Origin of the sequence: Avibacterium sp. 21-594 (assembly GCF_026226815.1) — a bacterium.
GTDB classification, from domain to species: Bacteria; Pseudomonadota; Gammaproteobacteria; order Enterobacterales; family Pasteurellaceae; genus Avibacterium; species Avibacterium avium.
Genome location: NZ_JAKKOC010000001.1, coordinates 1879464 through 1894959 on the forward strand (window position 1 = coordinate 1879464; position 15496 = coordinate 1894959).

A 15496-nucleotide genomic window follows, 5' to 3' on the forward strand; every position below is an offset into this window, starting at 1 on the left:
ACTTACTCGTCAAATTTACCTGTTTTTTCAATGCCAATGGTAATCACTGCACTTAGCATTATGGCAAACAAGACACCCACTACCCATAAAACATAAAACATAATTTCGCTCCTTAGTATAATGAGTTTTTGTTGTCTTCGATGAAATCACTGTCCAAACGACCAAACATTTTGATGTATGACCAGATGGTGTAAGACAATAAGATCACCACAAACACTAATGCAAAACCAAGCATTAAGGTTAAGGTTAATTGGCTTGATGTTGAATCCCACATTAATAGGCTCATATCAGGGTGAGAGCTTGATGGCATTACAAATGGGAACATTGCCACGCCACAAGTTAAGATCACGCCAGCCATTGTTAATGATGAGAACAAGAAGGCAAAACCACAGCGGTTTGCTTTCGATGCCAATACATTTAATAACGCACCACCTACCGCTAAAGCAGGGAAGATGAACAATACAGGGGCATCAAAGTAGTTTTTGAACCACGCGCCCGCTTCAACAGCCACTTGTTTTGTTAATGGTGATGAAGGTGCATTGTGATCCACTACGCTAGTTACCACATAGCCATCTTTGAAGTATAACCACACGCCTGCTAACACGAAAGTGATTAAGGTTGCCATTGCGCCAACTTGGGTAATTACTCTTGCACGCTCACGCAATTCAGAAGTGGTTTTTAATTGTAACCACGCACCGCCTTGCGTAATGAGCATTGATAAGCTAATTAAGCCACAAAGTAAGGCAAATGGGTTTAATAATTCAAAGAATGATCCTGTGTAGAAAATTTGGTGCATATCATTGAAATAGAATGGCACACCTTGTAATAGGTTACCAAAGGCTACACCAAATACTACTGATGGCACAAATCCACCAATGAATAAGCCCCAATCCCATAGCTTGCGCCATAATGGATTGTCGATTTTAGCGCGATATTCTAAGCCCACTGGACGGAAGAATAACGCTGCTAACACTAAGATCATTGCAATAAAGAAACCTGAGAATGAGGTTGCATAAACCAATGGCCAAGCTGCAAACATTGCACCGCCAGCAGTTAATAACCACACTTGGTTTCCGTCCCAGTGGGGAGCGATTGAGTTGATCATAATGCGTTTTTCCACTTCTTTTTTACCTGCAAATGGTAATAGTGTTAAAACGCCCATATCAAATCCATCGGTTACTACGAAGCCAATCAGTAATACACCAACGAGAACCCACCAAACAAAACGTAAAAATTCGTAATCAATCATAGTTAGGCTCCTAATTATTTAGATGACTGCTCAAAGTAGTAACGACCTGTTTTTAATGCACTCGGGCCAAGACGAGCATATTTAAACATTAAGTACATTTCCACTACTAAGAAAATAGTATAAAGGGCGCAAATCAGACCGATTGAGAACCATAATTCGCCAGTGGTTAAGTTCGATGCTGCCACACCAACTGGTAACATATCGTAAATAGCCCAAGGCTGACGACCATATTCCGCTAAGAACCAGCCACTTTCAATGGCAAGCCAAGGAAGCGGAAGTCCCCATAATAATGCGTGTAACAAGAAGCGGCTTTTACCCACTGTTTTACGCACATTTTGTACCACGGCGGCAATCATTAAGATAAGAATTAAGCCACCTGCTGCCATCATTACACGGAACGCCCAGAATGTTGGCCCAACATTAGGTACAGTATCTAAGGTTGCTTGCTTAATTTGTGATTCTGTTGCATCAACCACTTTGTCTGTATAGCGTTTTAATAGTAAGCCATAACCAAGATCACCACGCACTGCATCAAATTGTGCTTTGGTTTCTTCATTGATTTGACCGGCTTTTTTCTCTGCTCTTAATTGCTCAAGCAAACCATAAGCCACCATACCTTGACGAACACGTTGTTCATTCACCACTAAAATATCGTTAATCCCTGCAAAGGTTTTATCCAATGAACGAGTTACGATAATCCCTGCGGCGTAAGGAATTTGTAAGGCAAAATCATTATGTCTTTCTGCTTGATTTGGCACCACAATCATATTCCAGTTAGCTGGTGCGGGTTCAGTATGCCACTCACCTTCCATTGCGGCCAATTTCATTGGCTGATGTTGGCCAATTTCATAGCCTGATTCATCACCCATAATAAGCACGCTTACCACGGCAATAGTACCAAAGACCGAAGCCACAGAGAAAGAGCGTTTCGCAAAGCCAATATCGCGTCCTTTTAAGATGTAATAAGCACTAATTGCTAAAACAAAGAATGCGCCTGAAACATAACCTGCAGATAACGTGTGTAGGAATTTACTTTGTGCAACTGGATTTAACCAAAGATCCATAAAGCTGGTCATTTCCATTCGCATTGTTTCAAAATTGAAATCTGAGCCTACTGGCGCTTGCATCCAGCCGTTTGCCACCAAAATCCACATTGCAGAAAGGTTTGAACCGAAAGCCACGCAGTATGTTGAGAGTAAGTGCTTACCTTTTGATAAACGATCCCAACCGAAGAAGAATAACCCAACAAAGGTAGATTCTAAGAAGAAGGCTAATAATGCCTCAATTGCCAGTGGTGCACCAAAAATATCGCCCACATAATGTGAATAATATGACCAGTTAGTCCCGAACTGGAATTCCATTGTAATACCAGTTGTTACCCCTAAGGCAAAGTTAATACCAAATAACTTACCCCAGAATTTTGTCATATCTTTATAAACTTCTTTGCCTGTTGCCACATAAAGGGTTTCCATAATCACAAGAATGAAAGATAAACCCAATGTTAATGGCACAAACAAGAAGTGATATAACGCAGTTAATGCAAACTGCAATCTAGAGAGTTCAACAACGTCTAACATCTCAACTCCTTGTAAATATTACAAGTTCTAAACCAATGATTACTGTGTAATCACCCCAAAATCTTAAAGGTACACCCTTAAGGCAATTATGCTGAATTACCTTTGTTACAAAAACGACTAAATTATAACCATTTTGTAACAAACGAAACGCACATAACTCCAGATCGGTATTATTCTACTACTAAAAGTATGGATAAAAAATAGCGAATAATGCCACACCGATCACATTTTTACATTTCAACTCCAAATAACCAGGCTATTTAAGTCAAAGCTGGAATTATAAATTTTCCCAACATTTTTACAACATCAATTATAACAAAGTTAAAAATATAGACTAAAAAAACGGCAAATAACTAGACTTCAGCGGATTTTTTTGATAAGTTTCTCTTGTTTATTTTTATTCATTAACCTATTACAATTTTTCTTTATCCATAACAGATTGATTTATAAATGGATTTAAAATTTTTTTAAAATAAAAGGAGTCTCAGCAAAATGCTCAAGAAAAAGACCGCTCTTTTGGCAACCATAATGGCCTGTACATTTGTTACCTTCTCTACGGCAAATGCAGCACAACAAAATGCCATTCCTCAACAATGTCAGAAACTGTTTAAAGAAACAGAAAAACTGATCTCTCAGGCTGAGAAACAACCGGGTACACATACTCAATTAAATAAAATCAAAAGTAAGCTAAAACAAAGTAAAAAACAGATTTTAGAAATGGAGCTTGCGACCCAGATTAAAAGTTGCGATGTTGCACTAGCTAAACTTACTTCTATTCAGCAAGATAACGATTAAAATCAATACCTTAAGAGAATAATAAAAAGAAAGGCTTGTTAAACACAAGCCTTTCTTTTATCTTTGTAAACATTACACTTCTTGTAAAACCACTTTTCCAATGTAACCCAAATTACGATAACGCTGTGCGTAATCAATGCCGTAGCCCACCACGAATTCATCAGGAATCGTGAAACCTACCCAATCCACTGGCACTTCCACTTCACGGCGCGAAGGTTTATCCAATAAAGTACAAATACGCAATGAAGCGGGATCACGCAGTTTTAGCATTTCACGCACTTTTTGTAAGGTGTAGCCGGTATCAATAATATCTTCTACAATGAGAACCTGTTCGTTACGAATATCGCCATCAAGATCCTTGCTAATTTTCACATCGTGATTTGTTGTCATTCCGCTGCCATAGCTTGTGGTGGTCATAAATTCCACCTCTACCGGTAAATCAATCTCACGCACAAGATCAGCCATAAACATAAATGAACCACGCAACAAGCCAACCACAATCAGTTTTTCTACCTTTTGCTGATGATAATATTGCGTAATCTCACGGCCCAATTCGCTAATTCTTGCACGCACATCTTGTTCCGAAATCATCACATCTACATAGTGTTTTTTCATTATTAATTTACCTTTAAGCCCGCCAATGGCGAAATGATTGAGTTAAAAACGGTGAAATTGTAGCAAAAAAAAGGCCGAGATATAAGTCTCAGCCTTTTAAATACCCTAACGAATTTACTTTCTACTCTACTTGTTTGGAGCATCTTAAAAATGAATGATCATTTTCAACAACAATACTTAACAAACGCCTTCATTCTAGCAAACTAAAAAGCATTGTCAATAAGAATAATTCTCATTTATAAAATTAATTTCCTGATACCTTCATTTTTTCTAACAAAATTGAACCAGTTTGAATGTTAGAGCGATGTTCAACATCGTCCGCCACGGCGACAATTTGCTTAAACATTTCGGGAAGTGATCCTGCAATGGTAATTTCAGCCACAGGATACTGGATTTCCCCATTTTCCACCCAAAATCCTGCTGCGCCACGGGAATAATCACCAGTAACGAGATTGACGCCTTGTCCCATGAGATCCGTAACTAACAAGCCTGTTCCCATTTTTTCTAAAAGTGCGGTCAATCCGCCTTGCAAATTTGGTTTCACTAACCAATTATGAATACCACCCGCGTGGCCCGTGCTTTGCATACCGAGTTTTCGCCCACTATAACTGGTTAATAAGTAAGTTTGCAAAATGCCTTGGTCAATAATTTCCATATCACGCGTTCGCACGCCTTCACTATCAAAAGGTGAAGAAGCCAATTTCCCTATTAAATGTGGGCGTTCACTAATGTGAAACCAATCTGGCAAAATTTGCTTGCCTAAGGCATCTAATAAAAAGCTCGCTTTACGGTATAAACTGCCGCCACTAATCGCTGCGGTCAAATGACTGATCAGCCCTGTTGCCACATCATTTAAAAACACTACTGGCACTTCTTGGGTCGCAATTTTTTGCGGGTTTAAACGTGATAAGGCTTTTTTCGCCGCATTTTCCCCCACCCAAGCGGGATTTTCTAACTTATCTGGATAACGCGAAATGGTATATTCATAATCACGCTCAAGCTGATCATTTTCCCCCGCAATCATCGAACAAGAAAGGGAATAACGGCTAGACAAATAGCTCTGCAACATTCCATAACTGTTGCCATAAACTCGCACGCCAGTATGAGAATTAAAAGCAGCCCCTTCACTATTCACAATACGCTCATCATAATCTAATGCCGCTTTTTCTGCATTCAATGCTAACGTTGCCGCCTGATCCACATCAATTTCAGTGGGGTGATAAAGGGATAAATCTGGCGCATCAAACGCCATTAAATCGCGATCAGCCAAGCCGGCGCAATCATCAGGGGAGGTATATTTTGCAATGGCTAATGCTGCTTCTACGGCATTTTTAATGGCTTTAGGGCTAATATCGGATGTAGATGCATTCCCTTTTTGTTGGCCTAAATAAACAGAAATACCCAACGCCCCATCATTATTAAATTCCACATTTTCAATTTCTTGTAAACGTGTGGAAACAGAAAGCCCATTCACTTTGGTCACGGCAACTTCCGCGCTTGCGCCCGCTTTTGTTGCAATATCAATGGCATAACTCACAGCCTCACGCAATTCTTGTTCTTGCTGTTTTAAAAGTGCGGTAGGATTTTGTTGCATTTTTTAACCTCTTATCAAAATTTGCCGTATTCTATCCCATTTTCCCTTATCTCGCTAATTTAGCCGAAATTATGCTACACTAACGCCCATTTAGCGCATTTAGATTTAGGAAAACCTTATGGCAAAACGTAGAAAAGAACAATTTGATTGGGAAGATGAAGAACAAGAAGAAATTATTTGGGTAAGCAAAAGTGAAATAAAACGTGATGCGGAAGCCTTAAAACAGCTGGGTGAAAAATTGGTAAATCTAACCAAAACCAACTTAGAAAAAATTCCATTGGAAGAAAATATTCTTGATGCCATCGCGCTCGCTCAACGCTTACAAAAAGAAGCAAAACGCCGCCAACTACAATATATTGGTAAGCTACTGCGCCAAGTAGATGCTGAGCCAATTCAAGAAGCCTTGGATAAAATCGAGAATAAACACAATCACCAACAAGCGCTATTGCATAAATTAGAATTACTGCGTGATGAACTCATCGCCAAAGGGGACGAAGCATTAAGCAATGTACTGAATGACTACCCTGATGCCGATCGCCAACATCTGCGCAACCTAATCCGCGCAGCACAAAAAGAAAAATCACAAAACAAGCCCCCTAAAGCCTATCGTGAACTTTTTCAATATTTGAAAGAATTAGCGATTGAGGAATAATTTGTAATTCTCACATATCTCAATAAAAATGGCACGCTTAACGTGCCATTTTTTGCTGAAAACGCTTGTTTTAACCTAAAGCACCCATTTTTCCAAATTAGTTTCTACTTTAGGTTTTAAAGATAACTCATCTTCTAACGCATTTAACCATTCAACACAGGTTTCAAAAGGGGAAAAATGATGGCGTCGGGCAATGGCAGCAAAATCGCCTAAGGTTAAATTATCTAGATATTGAAATCGAGCAAGTTCTTGTTTATTCAAACTTGTTAAGCCTAATTTCGCTACTTGATTGATCGCTACATCTTTTCGCTGTTCTGGCACTAAATATTCAAAATGTAATTTAAGATCAAAACGACGTAAAGCAGCTGGGTCGAGATTATCCATTAAATTCGTTGAAACAATGAGCAAGCCTTCAAATTTTTCAATTTGAGTCAGCATTTCATTTACTTGACTATGTTCCCAACTACGTTGCCCATTTTCTCGAGCAAACAAAAAAGTATCGACTTCATCAAAAATCAGCACCATATTATTCTCTTTCGCCTGCTGAAATACCCGTGCAATATTTTGTTCTGTTCCACCGACATACTTATTTAATAAATCTGAGCCTTGGCAAATTAAGGCTTTCAGCCCCATTTCTTGTGCTAACCACATTGCCCACGCTGTTTTTCCTGTTCCTGGCGGACCATAGCAACAAATTCGCCCTCGTTTCGAACGCATTAATCCTTCACTAATTTTATGTATATTATTTCTACAAGCGACCCAATCCAAATTATAAGCAACATTATTTTCGACAAGAGGTTCGATTTTTTTAAAGCCTTGTGAAGCGAGCATTTGATTAAACATTGTTAATGCTTTATCAGCAAAATCTGCGGCATTTTCTGTAGGCAACACATTAATTAGATTTAAAGTACGACTTAATACCGCTGGCGATAAATCGGCATTTTGAGCAAAATATTGGATATAATCGGTAGAAAGTTTATCGCCCACCAACTCTGTAATCAGTTGTTCTTTATGTTTACTCGGTAACATCGGCATTTCAAATACCATATCAAAACGGCGTAAATAGGCATTATCAATACAACTAACTGAGTTGGATATCCAAATCATTGGAATAGCATTATTTTCCAAGAAATCATTCACCCAGGCTTTATGTTCTTGAGCAACAGAATGGCTCATTAAGGAACCTGAGAAAACATCTTCCACTTCATCAAAAATAATGATTGCTTTTTTTCCTGCCAATAATTTTTGTGCTAAACGGCAGTTTTCTAAACGTGTTCTACCACTTAACACATCACCATCTTTATCTTGGCTTACCATTGTATAAGCGGGTACATTCAATGTTTCAGCTAATAGTGCCGCAAATTCGGTTTTACCCGTTCCTGGCGCACCATAAAGCAACATATTTATCCCTTTTTTCTTGCTGTTTATGGAAAATTTGAAGTAATTTAGCATCATTTCACTATTTTTAGCGATATGATCATAGTGGCTAAGTTTTAATGTACAAGGTGGTGTTGGAATAGTAGCTTGCTCAATTAAGGATTCTTCAGTAATGGGTAAAATGACAAAATCATCAAAATCTAAAGCATCTCCCCAGCGTAAGTAATCGTGAAGATAATTAGAATAATAATTGCGTGCATCAATCAAGCCATAGCTCCTCAGTTTGCTTCGCTTAGTGAGTGCAAATCTCACCTCTCTCTTAGGATGATTGATCAAATTTGCTAAAATTGATGCGGCTTGGTCTAAATCCCCTTTAGGTAGATACCCCAACAAATCGCGCAAACCTCGCTCTGCTTGTAAATGGAATGTAAACCTCATAATCGCTTTTTCGCAAGCGGTTAATTCAAGAAATTCGGTAAGTTTCGTTAAATTATCATGCGCAGTTTGCCAATTTTTTGGCTCTTCTTTTTGAGCCAAAATAGTTTGATAGCGTTGCTTTAATAGCTCCCGGGCTTGTTGCTTGAGGTCTGCGTCTGTTTCCATTTCTTGTGGCAAGCCAAGAGCATATGCCACATCGTCATCATCATAACAATTATTACTAAAAAATTCTGAAAATAATTTATACTCAAACATTGCTTTTAGCATAATTTTTTCAGAATAAAGCGAAACGGTTGAAGGGTTTAATTGATATTTACTCATAAAACATTCCTTTTGGTGATTTCACACGAGAAATTATATTTATGAGTACGACAATTTGTGTCGCAAAAGGAAGCTATATTCTAAAATATTTCAAATTTTAACCTTTCTACAAACCAGATAAAACGTCTTTCTTGGTTATACAACCCGCTTACGTTTAGCTGGTAAAGCGATTATTCATCTAATAACCGCTTCCAAATTTCAACTGTTTCAGGTTTTGGTGTACCCTTTTCCATTCCCAATTGAATAGCAATATGCTGCAGCTGCTTTGCAAGCTCTGGATGTCCACATAAATTAAGGCTTACGATAATACGAGAAATTTTTTTATCTTCGTGTCCAATATGCCTAATCCAATAATCTCGATTCTTTACTTCCTCGCTAATTTTGAGTTCACCATTTTCCAAATATAATCCCCAATAACGGATAATATGTTTAAACGTTGTTAAAAATTTATCTTGAAGATTGGGATCATTACGGAAAAACGCCGTATCTTGTGGCTGAAATGCGGGTGCGAGATTGTTCCATTTTGATGGTTTTTCTACGGGAAACAACCACGCAATCCAAAAATAGCCCTGATTTAATATAAATTCTTCAAGCTTCCACGTTTCTTCCAAGCTCAGATTAGCCTGACTTGTTTTGCGTTTACCTTGATAAAATTCAATAATAGGGTGCCGATTCATAACAAATACCTATAATATTATTCAATTCACTTACCGCTTTCAAACATCTCAACATCTTACAGCATACGAACCCCTTATTTCGCAGGGGTTCCTACTTTAGCTAATATTATTTATATACTTTTTGGTTTCAGACTCTAAAATTTCAATCATGTCTTCATTATGTTTGTCAATTTGTTTCTTTCCCCAACTTTCGCAAGAGCAAGAAAGCATTAGTGCTTGCTTAGGACTAATACATTTTAAACTTCCACTTTCATACCGCTTTCTTTTTTCCGATGGCACTTCATTGTTTAGTGATGAGTTCTGATAATGTGAAATCAAACATAGATTTCCAAAGCTATCTAAAACTTCTTCTCTCTTATCTATATCCTCTATATCACTAAGTAAACTATCTCTTTTACTTTGCGGTAAATAATGTTCAATAGAGTTTCGAGATAATGAAAATACGAACTCATTTTTCTTCAAAAATTTATTATCCTTGCCATGATTATCCCAATCTTTCCATAACAGATAATCTAAATAGTTAAAGATATAATTTGGTATATTCTGCCCACCTGATTCAAATAAATCAGGTCTTTCAGAGTTTTTATAATACTTATAAGCTAACTGCTCTAAAATTTCTATATATTCAACAGCACTTAAACTATATGTATTTTCTAATTCACTAAATTTACTTAATTTCTCTAAAACATCAAACAACCAGTTTTTATAGGTCTTCTGCCTAAATGAAGTATGGAACATTGATAATAACTGCACTATTTTAGTATGATTGTCAGATAAATCATCTGTATCACCATCTTTATCAACATCATTGTCAAGTCGTTCCAAAGCAGTTCCAAAGGTATTAACTTCCCTAAAGGCGCCATCTTTATATTTTTTTACGCCATTTAAAATCCAGCTATCTTCTTCCTCTTTTGACTTAATAATGTATCGATCAAAAATCAATCTAACCTTTAGTAACAGAAGGATAAATTTTTTTATGGTCGCAGGTTCATCCCCCATCCCTTTAAATTCATTAAGAAGATATTTATCATTTAATGGTACATCTCCACCACGAGAAATCTTATATACAATCATTAAGAAGTTTGGAAAATCAATAATGGATTTGAAGTTTCCATCTTCATCACTTCCTTTATCTTGATTAATTTTATTATTAGTTTGTTCCAATAAATTTAAAATGCTCTCCTCATTAGTTCCTTCATCAGTATATTTAATCTTATTTAAGATGTTCTTCATTTTATCGAAATTTTCTGGTATTTTATTTACTAGCTCACCAAAAAATGCGTCTGAAGTTCTTATATTCTTATTCTCATCATTTGAATAAGGAAAGCGCTTAATTGCATATACAGACATATCTGAGCAGGCATCCCAAATTAATGCAAATAGTTTTTTATCATCATCGCCAGTGAGTTTTTCCATTAACCTAGCTTTTAACACTTCGTGCTTCTCTAACTGCTCACCTCGATTATTCATAATCTCAAAATAATGATTAAGATCGGTATCTTCTGGCACTTCAGTTCTTAAAATCACGACTTTATCTAGTAAAAAACCAGAAAACTCTTCAATAAAATCATTCTCTTTATTTTCTTTTACTATTTTTTTACTAAAAATATCTAAGATAAATTTATACCCTATTTCAATACTGTTCCCATATTTATTATCACCTAAGTTATTTAGGCTTTGATTAGATTCATCACGATACTCAAAATTCAAATTAATATTTGGATTCTTATTGAAATAACTTAATAACAATTTCAATGTTGTTAGCCGTTGCTGTCCATCAATAACCTCATAACCATCTTTTCGTTTTGCAACGACCAAGCTACCAATATAATAATTATTTTCCTTATTCTCTTTATTCTCTTTATTCTCTTTATTCTCTTCATTTTTTAGTGCTTCTGAAATATCTTGAATCAATAGCTCAATTTCATCTCTTCCCCAAGCATAATTACGCTGATAAATTGGAATAATGTAGTTATCACCATTGCATAACTCGCTTACTGTTAATGTTTTCACTTGATTATTTTCCATTTTTATTCTCCAAATCAGATCCTAGTAATATTGATAATCCTGTATTATTATTTAAATCAAATTCTTGTTTATATTTATCAATAATGAATTCTAAAAATTCTCTTGATTTCTCTACTCTCATAAGATGAGAGAATAGACTATGCTCACCATATACTTCATTTTCTATCGTTCTATAAAAAACTCTTCCTTGCATTAAGCGAATGCGGTAACACCATTTAAAGCATTTCTCTATCGCTTGAACAAGATGTTCTTGACCAAATTTATCATAGTAAAGCATAACTAAGCATTGAAATAGGTTTTTAATATATCCATCGCCTACACGATTAGCCCCTGGATAACTATTGATAAAATGTATTAACCCATATTCCTTCAAAGAATTTAATGGTTTTCCATCTTGTAAATAATCTAGTTTCTCTTTAAAAATTTCACGATTATTTAAAAACCCACTTTTCTTATCAAATAAGAATATATAGTTTTGTCTATAATGTTCAATATATTTAAAAAATAGTTCGCCATTAATAATAGGTTGAGTAGATTGAAAACTTAGCTGACTAAATCTACGATCTATTAGCATAGGGAAAGTCTGATACAGCTTATATAAATTGAAATTAGCTAACTGCTGATTAATATAAGGATAATTATCGCTAGCATTAGCTCCTTTAAAGGTATCTAATTCTTTATTAGTAAAAGATTCTGCCCGTTGATACTTATACCAACGGCGTAATCGAAACAGGGTATTACTAATAACTTGCTGTAAATCAGCAATGTCTGCATCTACTGCATTTTCCCAATTTTCTACACATTGATAAACGGTTTGTTTATCTGCATCTAGCTCTCTTAAATGATATGCCTTAAGTAAATCATAGGGTGCAAGTGATTTCCCCCTTGCATTTTGTGCATCAAAAAACTGGAATGCTTCATCAATATTTTCTAATTCAATATAAACCAATTCACATATATCTAAAATATAGTTGAAAAATGCCTTCTTATCTTTTACTCTATCTTGAATAAACTGCTCGGTTGCATTTTTATTTTTTATTAAGTTATCAGCACTAATGCTATGAGGAAGTTTTTCATTTAATAATGGTAAGGAATCGCCTGATAATGGTGAGGAGCTATCTTTATTCAATAAATATAAAATTAATGACAAACTAATTAACCGTTGTTGTCCATCTACAATATTAGATTTATTTTCAGTTTTATCTTCATGTATAACTATCGCTCCAACTCGATAAACTTTTTTATTATGTTTATCAAAATTAGAATAAAGATCATTTAATAGTTGGGTAATATTTTTTGTCGTCCATTTATAAGGTCGCTGATAATCAGGAATAGATAATTTACCCATCACTATTTCTTTAATTTTTTTTATTTTTGCAATTTCTTCAGTCATTCTCTTTTCCTACTTTCTATAATTTGAAATACAACATATTGTAACAAAATTTCATCAGATTTAATCTGCTTGCAATAACTCATCAATTGCTCTCAACGCCTCTAATCCTCCCATTTTCAAGCTCAAAAAGTGCATTTTTGGCACACCTGCATCAATCGGGTTAATACGAATTAAACCACCTTTTTTCTGCTTGGCGATGCGTTCGGAAAAATGGCGAACTGTCGGTACGGCTTTTCCTGCACCAATTTCAATGACTATTGGACGCTGGGCTTTACCTAGCCATTCATTAAGTCGTGTATATTTAATAAGTTGATAGTTTTCGCAATAAGTATAATCATTAAACATCATTACATTTTGCCGTGCTAAGCCCCCGCAATTGGGGCAAGTTGGTGCTTCACTCACGACGATACATTGTTCGTCATCCGTAATAGGATTGTAGCCATAAGACCACCAAGATTGGTTTTGACAATTATTCATACATTGCAAGCGATCTAACGTGCCGTGGCACTCGTAAATTCGACTTTCATTAAACCCTGCTTTACGAAAATGCCCGTCCACATTACTGGTAAATACAAAATAACCGTATTGCTTATTTTCACCCCAGCGTTTTAAAATGGTATAACCTTCGTGAGGTTCGGCTTGGCGATATTGATTTAAGCGATGAGCAAAAAACCATTTAGCAAGTTCAGGACGTTGTTCATAGGCAAAAGGTGTTGCAATATCTATAAATTGCAAATTAAATTTTTTAAGTGGAGGGTAGGCATTCCAAAATCCTCCAACACTTCTAAAATCAGGTAGACCACTATCAACAGACATTCCCGCCCCAGCGGTAATTAGAATGCCATCAGCTTGGCGAATAAGCTCAACCGCATAATTTAGATCGTTATTCATCGCTTCCTCCTTTATTTTTTATCATTTTAGCCAGAGAAGCGACAAATTATGTCGTTAAATTATAAAAATTCGCACAAAATGACAGAAAAATCATCATAAGTGCGGTGCTTTTTTACTATTTTTCTGCAAGTTTGAAGACATTCAATGCTATTAGGATATTTTTGCCAAATTTGTTTAATCTGTATCGGCGTAATGTAATTGTGCAAACCATCTGAGCAAAGTAATATGCTTTCGCCTTTTGCTAGTTGAAATGTTGCAACATTAATACGGAAATCTGCCTCATCAAAATTAGCACTAATACAATCAGATAAACCTTGATACATTGATGCATATTCCGTTTGCTCATCAGCCAAACCTTGAGCCTGCATTTCAGCAAGAATAGTATGATCAAAACTGAGTTGTTGCCACTCGCCATTTATCGTGATTTTATAGGCTCGGCTATCGCCTGTATTGACTATTTTACCACTTCCATCTGCATATAATTCACAGCCAACAAAGGTACTACTTGTTCCAAAATAAGATTGTGCATATCGTTCACTTAACTTATTTTGAATATCCCTTAGCCAAGCTGAACTAAGCGATTGACATTGACTTAATTGTTCCATTAGAAATCGGCTAGCGAGTTGAGGTTTTGGGCTATTAGAAACACCATCGGCGATGCCAAAAATTACGCTATCCTCATATAAAATAACATTTTCAGCATTTTTTAGCTTCCATTGGTAAACGTTCACGCCATTGAATAAAGCATCTTGATTGTGTTTTCTATGATTACCAGCTTGCTGGCAAAATGTGAGTTGAAATGGCATAAGGATTCTCCTAATTGGCTGTTTACCAGTAGTTTTATTCAAATGATATAGGGAATATAGGGAGCAAACTATGTTAATGGCTCTCGCTCAATATCCCAAATATCCTCACCAAATTTTAAAGGCCACCAATCCAACATATCATTTTCAGGCAGGGTTGCACGAAAGCGGTAATGTTGATCACTTTCTTCTAAAATCTGTTGATCGTTGGAAAGAGGGGTTTCCGTTAAATGAAATCCTGCCCATTTTGCAATAGAAAACGTCAAGCGAATTTTGCGGATAGTTTGATAACGGGTAAAACCTAAATAGCCCTCATCTTGATAGGCCTGCAAGTTGAAATCTTTAGGTCGCTTAAAGCTAAATGTAGAGATGTCTGCTTTACAGATACGATGCATTGCCAGTATTCTGTTATCGGAAAATCCATCAAAACGGCAAATTAGGTAAATGCTCGCACCTTGCTGTGCAATTGCCAAAGGCATAATAGTTGCCGAGTGTTGTTTGCCACTTGAGTTTTGATATTCGATCTTGAGTAACTTGTTCTGATACAGCGCTTGGCTAACGGCTGAAAAAATATCCTCTCCAATTTCGGCAGGAATTAATGGTAAAGTTGTTGGAGTAACACAAACTTTATCGAGCCATTGATGTGTAGGCTTTTCTTTGTCATTTGGGTAAGCCCCTGAAATCATTCGATCAGCTTGATCAAAAAATGGTTTCATTGAGGACATAATATTCGCGGGTAACAAATATTTAAGCTGTTTTTCTGCGAGTTTGAGTAATAGTGATTGCTGCTCATTCAAAACGGGTAGCGCAAATCCAGCTGAACGCTCTTTCCAATAATAGGTATAAGGCTTGCTATCATTGTTACATTCTAAATCGTCAAAATGTAAGCAAAGTGCTTGTAGCGTTCTCTGAATACTACGTAAATCACGATTAAAGCCTAAATCTTTCAGTTTTTCGTGAATCGTTTTTGCCTCTATGCTCGCTGGCAGCCTAGGAATAATCCTTAAAATTTCTATCTGCAAAAGCGTAGCATCAATATCTTTTGGTCGAGTTGTCATAATTTTATAATTTCCTCTAGCTTCAATT

At 36.2% G+C, this 15496-nt stretch carries 14 protein-coding genes; 2 read left to right on the plus strand and 12 right to left on the minus strand.

Going from position 1 to position 15496, the window contains the following annotated elements; genetic code table 11:
* Positions 1–2: 2 nt before the first annotated feature.
* Genes L5B76_RS09055 through L5B76_RS09065 form a run of 3 tightly spaced genes read right to left on the minus strand, consistent with a single transcriptional unit; the run spans position 3 to position 2826 of the window.
* Complete coding sequence (locus tag L5B76_RS09055; protein ID WP_103853713.1) at positions 3–101, minus strand: cytochrome bd oxidase small subunit, CydX/CbdX family; 99 nt, start codon at positions 99–101, stop codon at positions 3–5.
* An 11-nt stretch (positions 102–112) separates the two neighbouring features.
* Positions 113–1249 (minus strand): cytochrome d ubiquinol oxidase subunit II, encoded by a 1137-nt coding sequence (gene cydB / locus L5B76_RS09060; RefSeq protein WP_126373401.1) that lies wholly within the window; start codon positions 1247–1249, stop codon positions 113–115.
* Between the two features lie 14 nt (positions 1250–1263).
* A complete protein-coding gene (locus tag L5B76_RS09065; RefSeq protein WP_265755151.1) occupies positions 1264–2826 on the minus strand; it encodes a cytochrome ubiquinol oxidase subunit I in 1563 nt (520 codons plus the stop codon).
* A 528-nt stretch (positions 2827–3354) separates the two neighbouring features.
* Here L5B76_RS09065 and L5B76_RS09070 point away from each other — a divergent pair.
* Positions 3355–3621, plus strand: coding sequence for a DUF5339 domain-containing protein (locus L5B76_RS09070; protein WP_228516154.1), 267 nt, complete (start codon positions 3355–3357; stop codon positions 3619–3621).
* A 72-nt stretch (positions 3622–3693) separates the two neighbouring features.
* Here the strand turns inward: L5B76_RS09070 and hpt are convergent, their stop codons facing one another.
* Together hpt and pmbA are read right to left on the minus strand one after the other, a co-directional pair.
* Positions 3694–4236: a hypoxanthine phosphoribosyltransferase gene (gene hpt, locus L5B76_RS09075; protein WP_265755152.1), complete on the minus strand. Its 543-nt coding sequence runs from the start codon at positions 4234–4236 to the stop codon at positions 3694–3696.
* Positions 4237–4480: 244 nt separating this feature from the next.
* Positions 4481–5830 carry a metalloprotease PmbA gene (gene pmbA / locus L5B76_RS09080; protein WP_265755153.1) on the minus strand — a complete coding sequence of 450 codons (1350 nt, stop codon included), beginning with the start codon at positions 5828–5830 and terminating at the stop codon, positions 4481–4483.
* 118 nt (positions 5831–5948) lie between these two features.
* On the opposite strand from pmbA, the gene yjgA reads away from it, so the two are divergent.
* Positions 5949–6482, plus strand: a complete 534-nt coding sequence (yjgA, locus tag L5B76_RS09085; RefSeq protein ID WP_265755154.1) for a ribosome biogenesis factor YjgA — start codon at positions 5949–5951, stop codon at positions 6480–6482.
* 75 nt (positions 6483–6557) lie between these two features.
* Here yjgA and L5B76_RS09090 read toward each other — a convergent pair whose 3' ends face one another.
* The 7 genes from L5B76_RS09090 to L5B76_RS09120 all read right to left on the minus strand — a co-directional run bounded on the left by L5B76_RS09090 (position 6558) and on the right by L5B76_RS09120 (position 15468).
* Complete coding sequence (locus L5B76_RS09090) at positions 6558–8618, minus strand: AAA family ATPase (RefSeq protein WP_265755155.1); 2061 nt, start codon at positions 8616–8618, stop codon at positions 6558–6560.
* 170 nt (positions 8619–8788) lie between these two features.
* Positions 8789–9295: an opioid growth factor receptor-related protein gene (locus tag L5B76_RS09095; RefSeq protein WP_265755157.1), complete on the minus strand. Its 507-nt coding sequence runs from the start codon at positions 9293–9295 to the stop codon at positions 8789–8791.
* A 96-nt stretch (positions 9296–9391) separates the two neighbouring features.
* Positions 9392–11323 carry a DUF262 domain-containing protein gene (locus L5B76_RS09100; protein ID WP_265755158.1) on the minus strand — a complete coding sequence of 644 codons (1932 nt, stop codon included), beginning with the start codon at positions 11321–11323 and terminating at the stop codon, positions 9392–9394.
* The gene (locus L5B76_RS09105) at positions 11313–12716 is read right to left on the minus strand and encodes a DUF262 domain-containing protein (protein WP_265755160.1); all 1404 of its coding nucleotides are present in this window, start codon (positions 12714–12716) and stop codon (positions 11313–11315) included. Before L5B76_RS09105 ends, L5B76_RS09100 begins: the two co-directional genes overlap by 11 nt.
* 60 nt (positions 12717–12776) lie before the next feature.
* On the minus strand, positions 12777–13607 hold the full coding sequence (locus tag L5B76_RS09110) for an SIR2 family NAD-dependent protein deacylase (protein WP_265755161.1): 831 nt from the start codon (positions 13605–13607) through the stop codon (positions 12777–12779).
* Between the two features lie 59 nt (positions 13608–13666).
* A complete protein-coding gene (locus tag L5B76_RS09115; protein WP_265755163.1) occupies positions 13667–14413 on the minus strand; it encodes a PP2C family protein-serine/threonine phosphatase in 747 nt (248 codons plus the stop codon).
* 68 nt (positions 14414–14481) lie between these two features.
* Positions 14482–15468 carry a helix-turn-helix transcriptional regulator gene (locus L5B76_RS09120; protein ID WP_265755164.1) on the minus strand — a complete coding sequence of 329 codons (987 nt, stop codon included), beginning with the start codon at positions 15466–15468 and terminating at the stop codon, positions 14482–14484.
* Positions 15469–15496 lie beyond the last annotated feature (28 nt).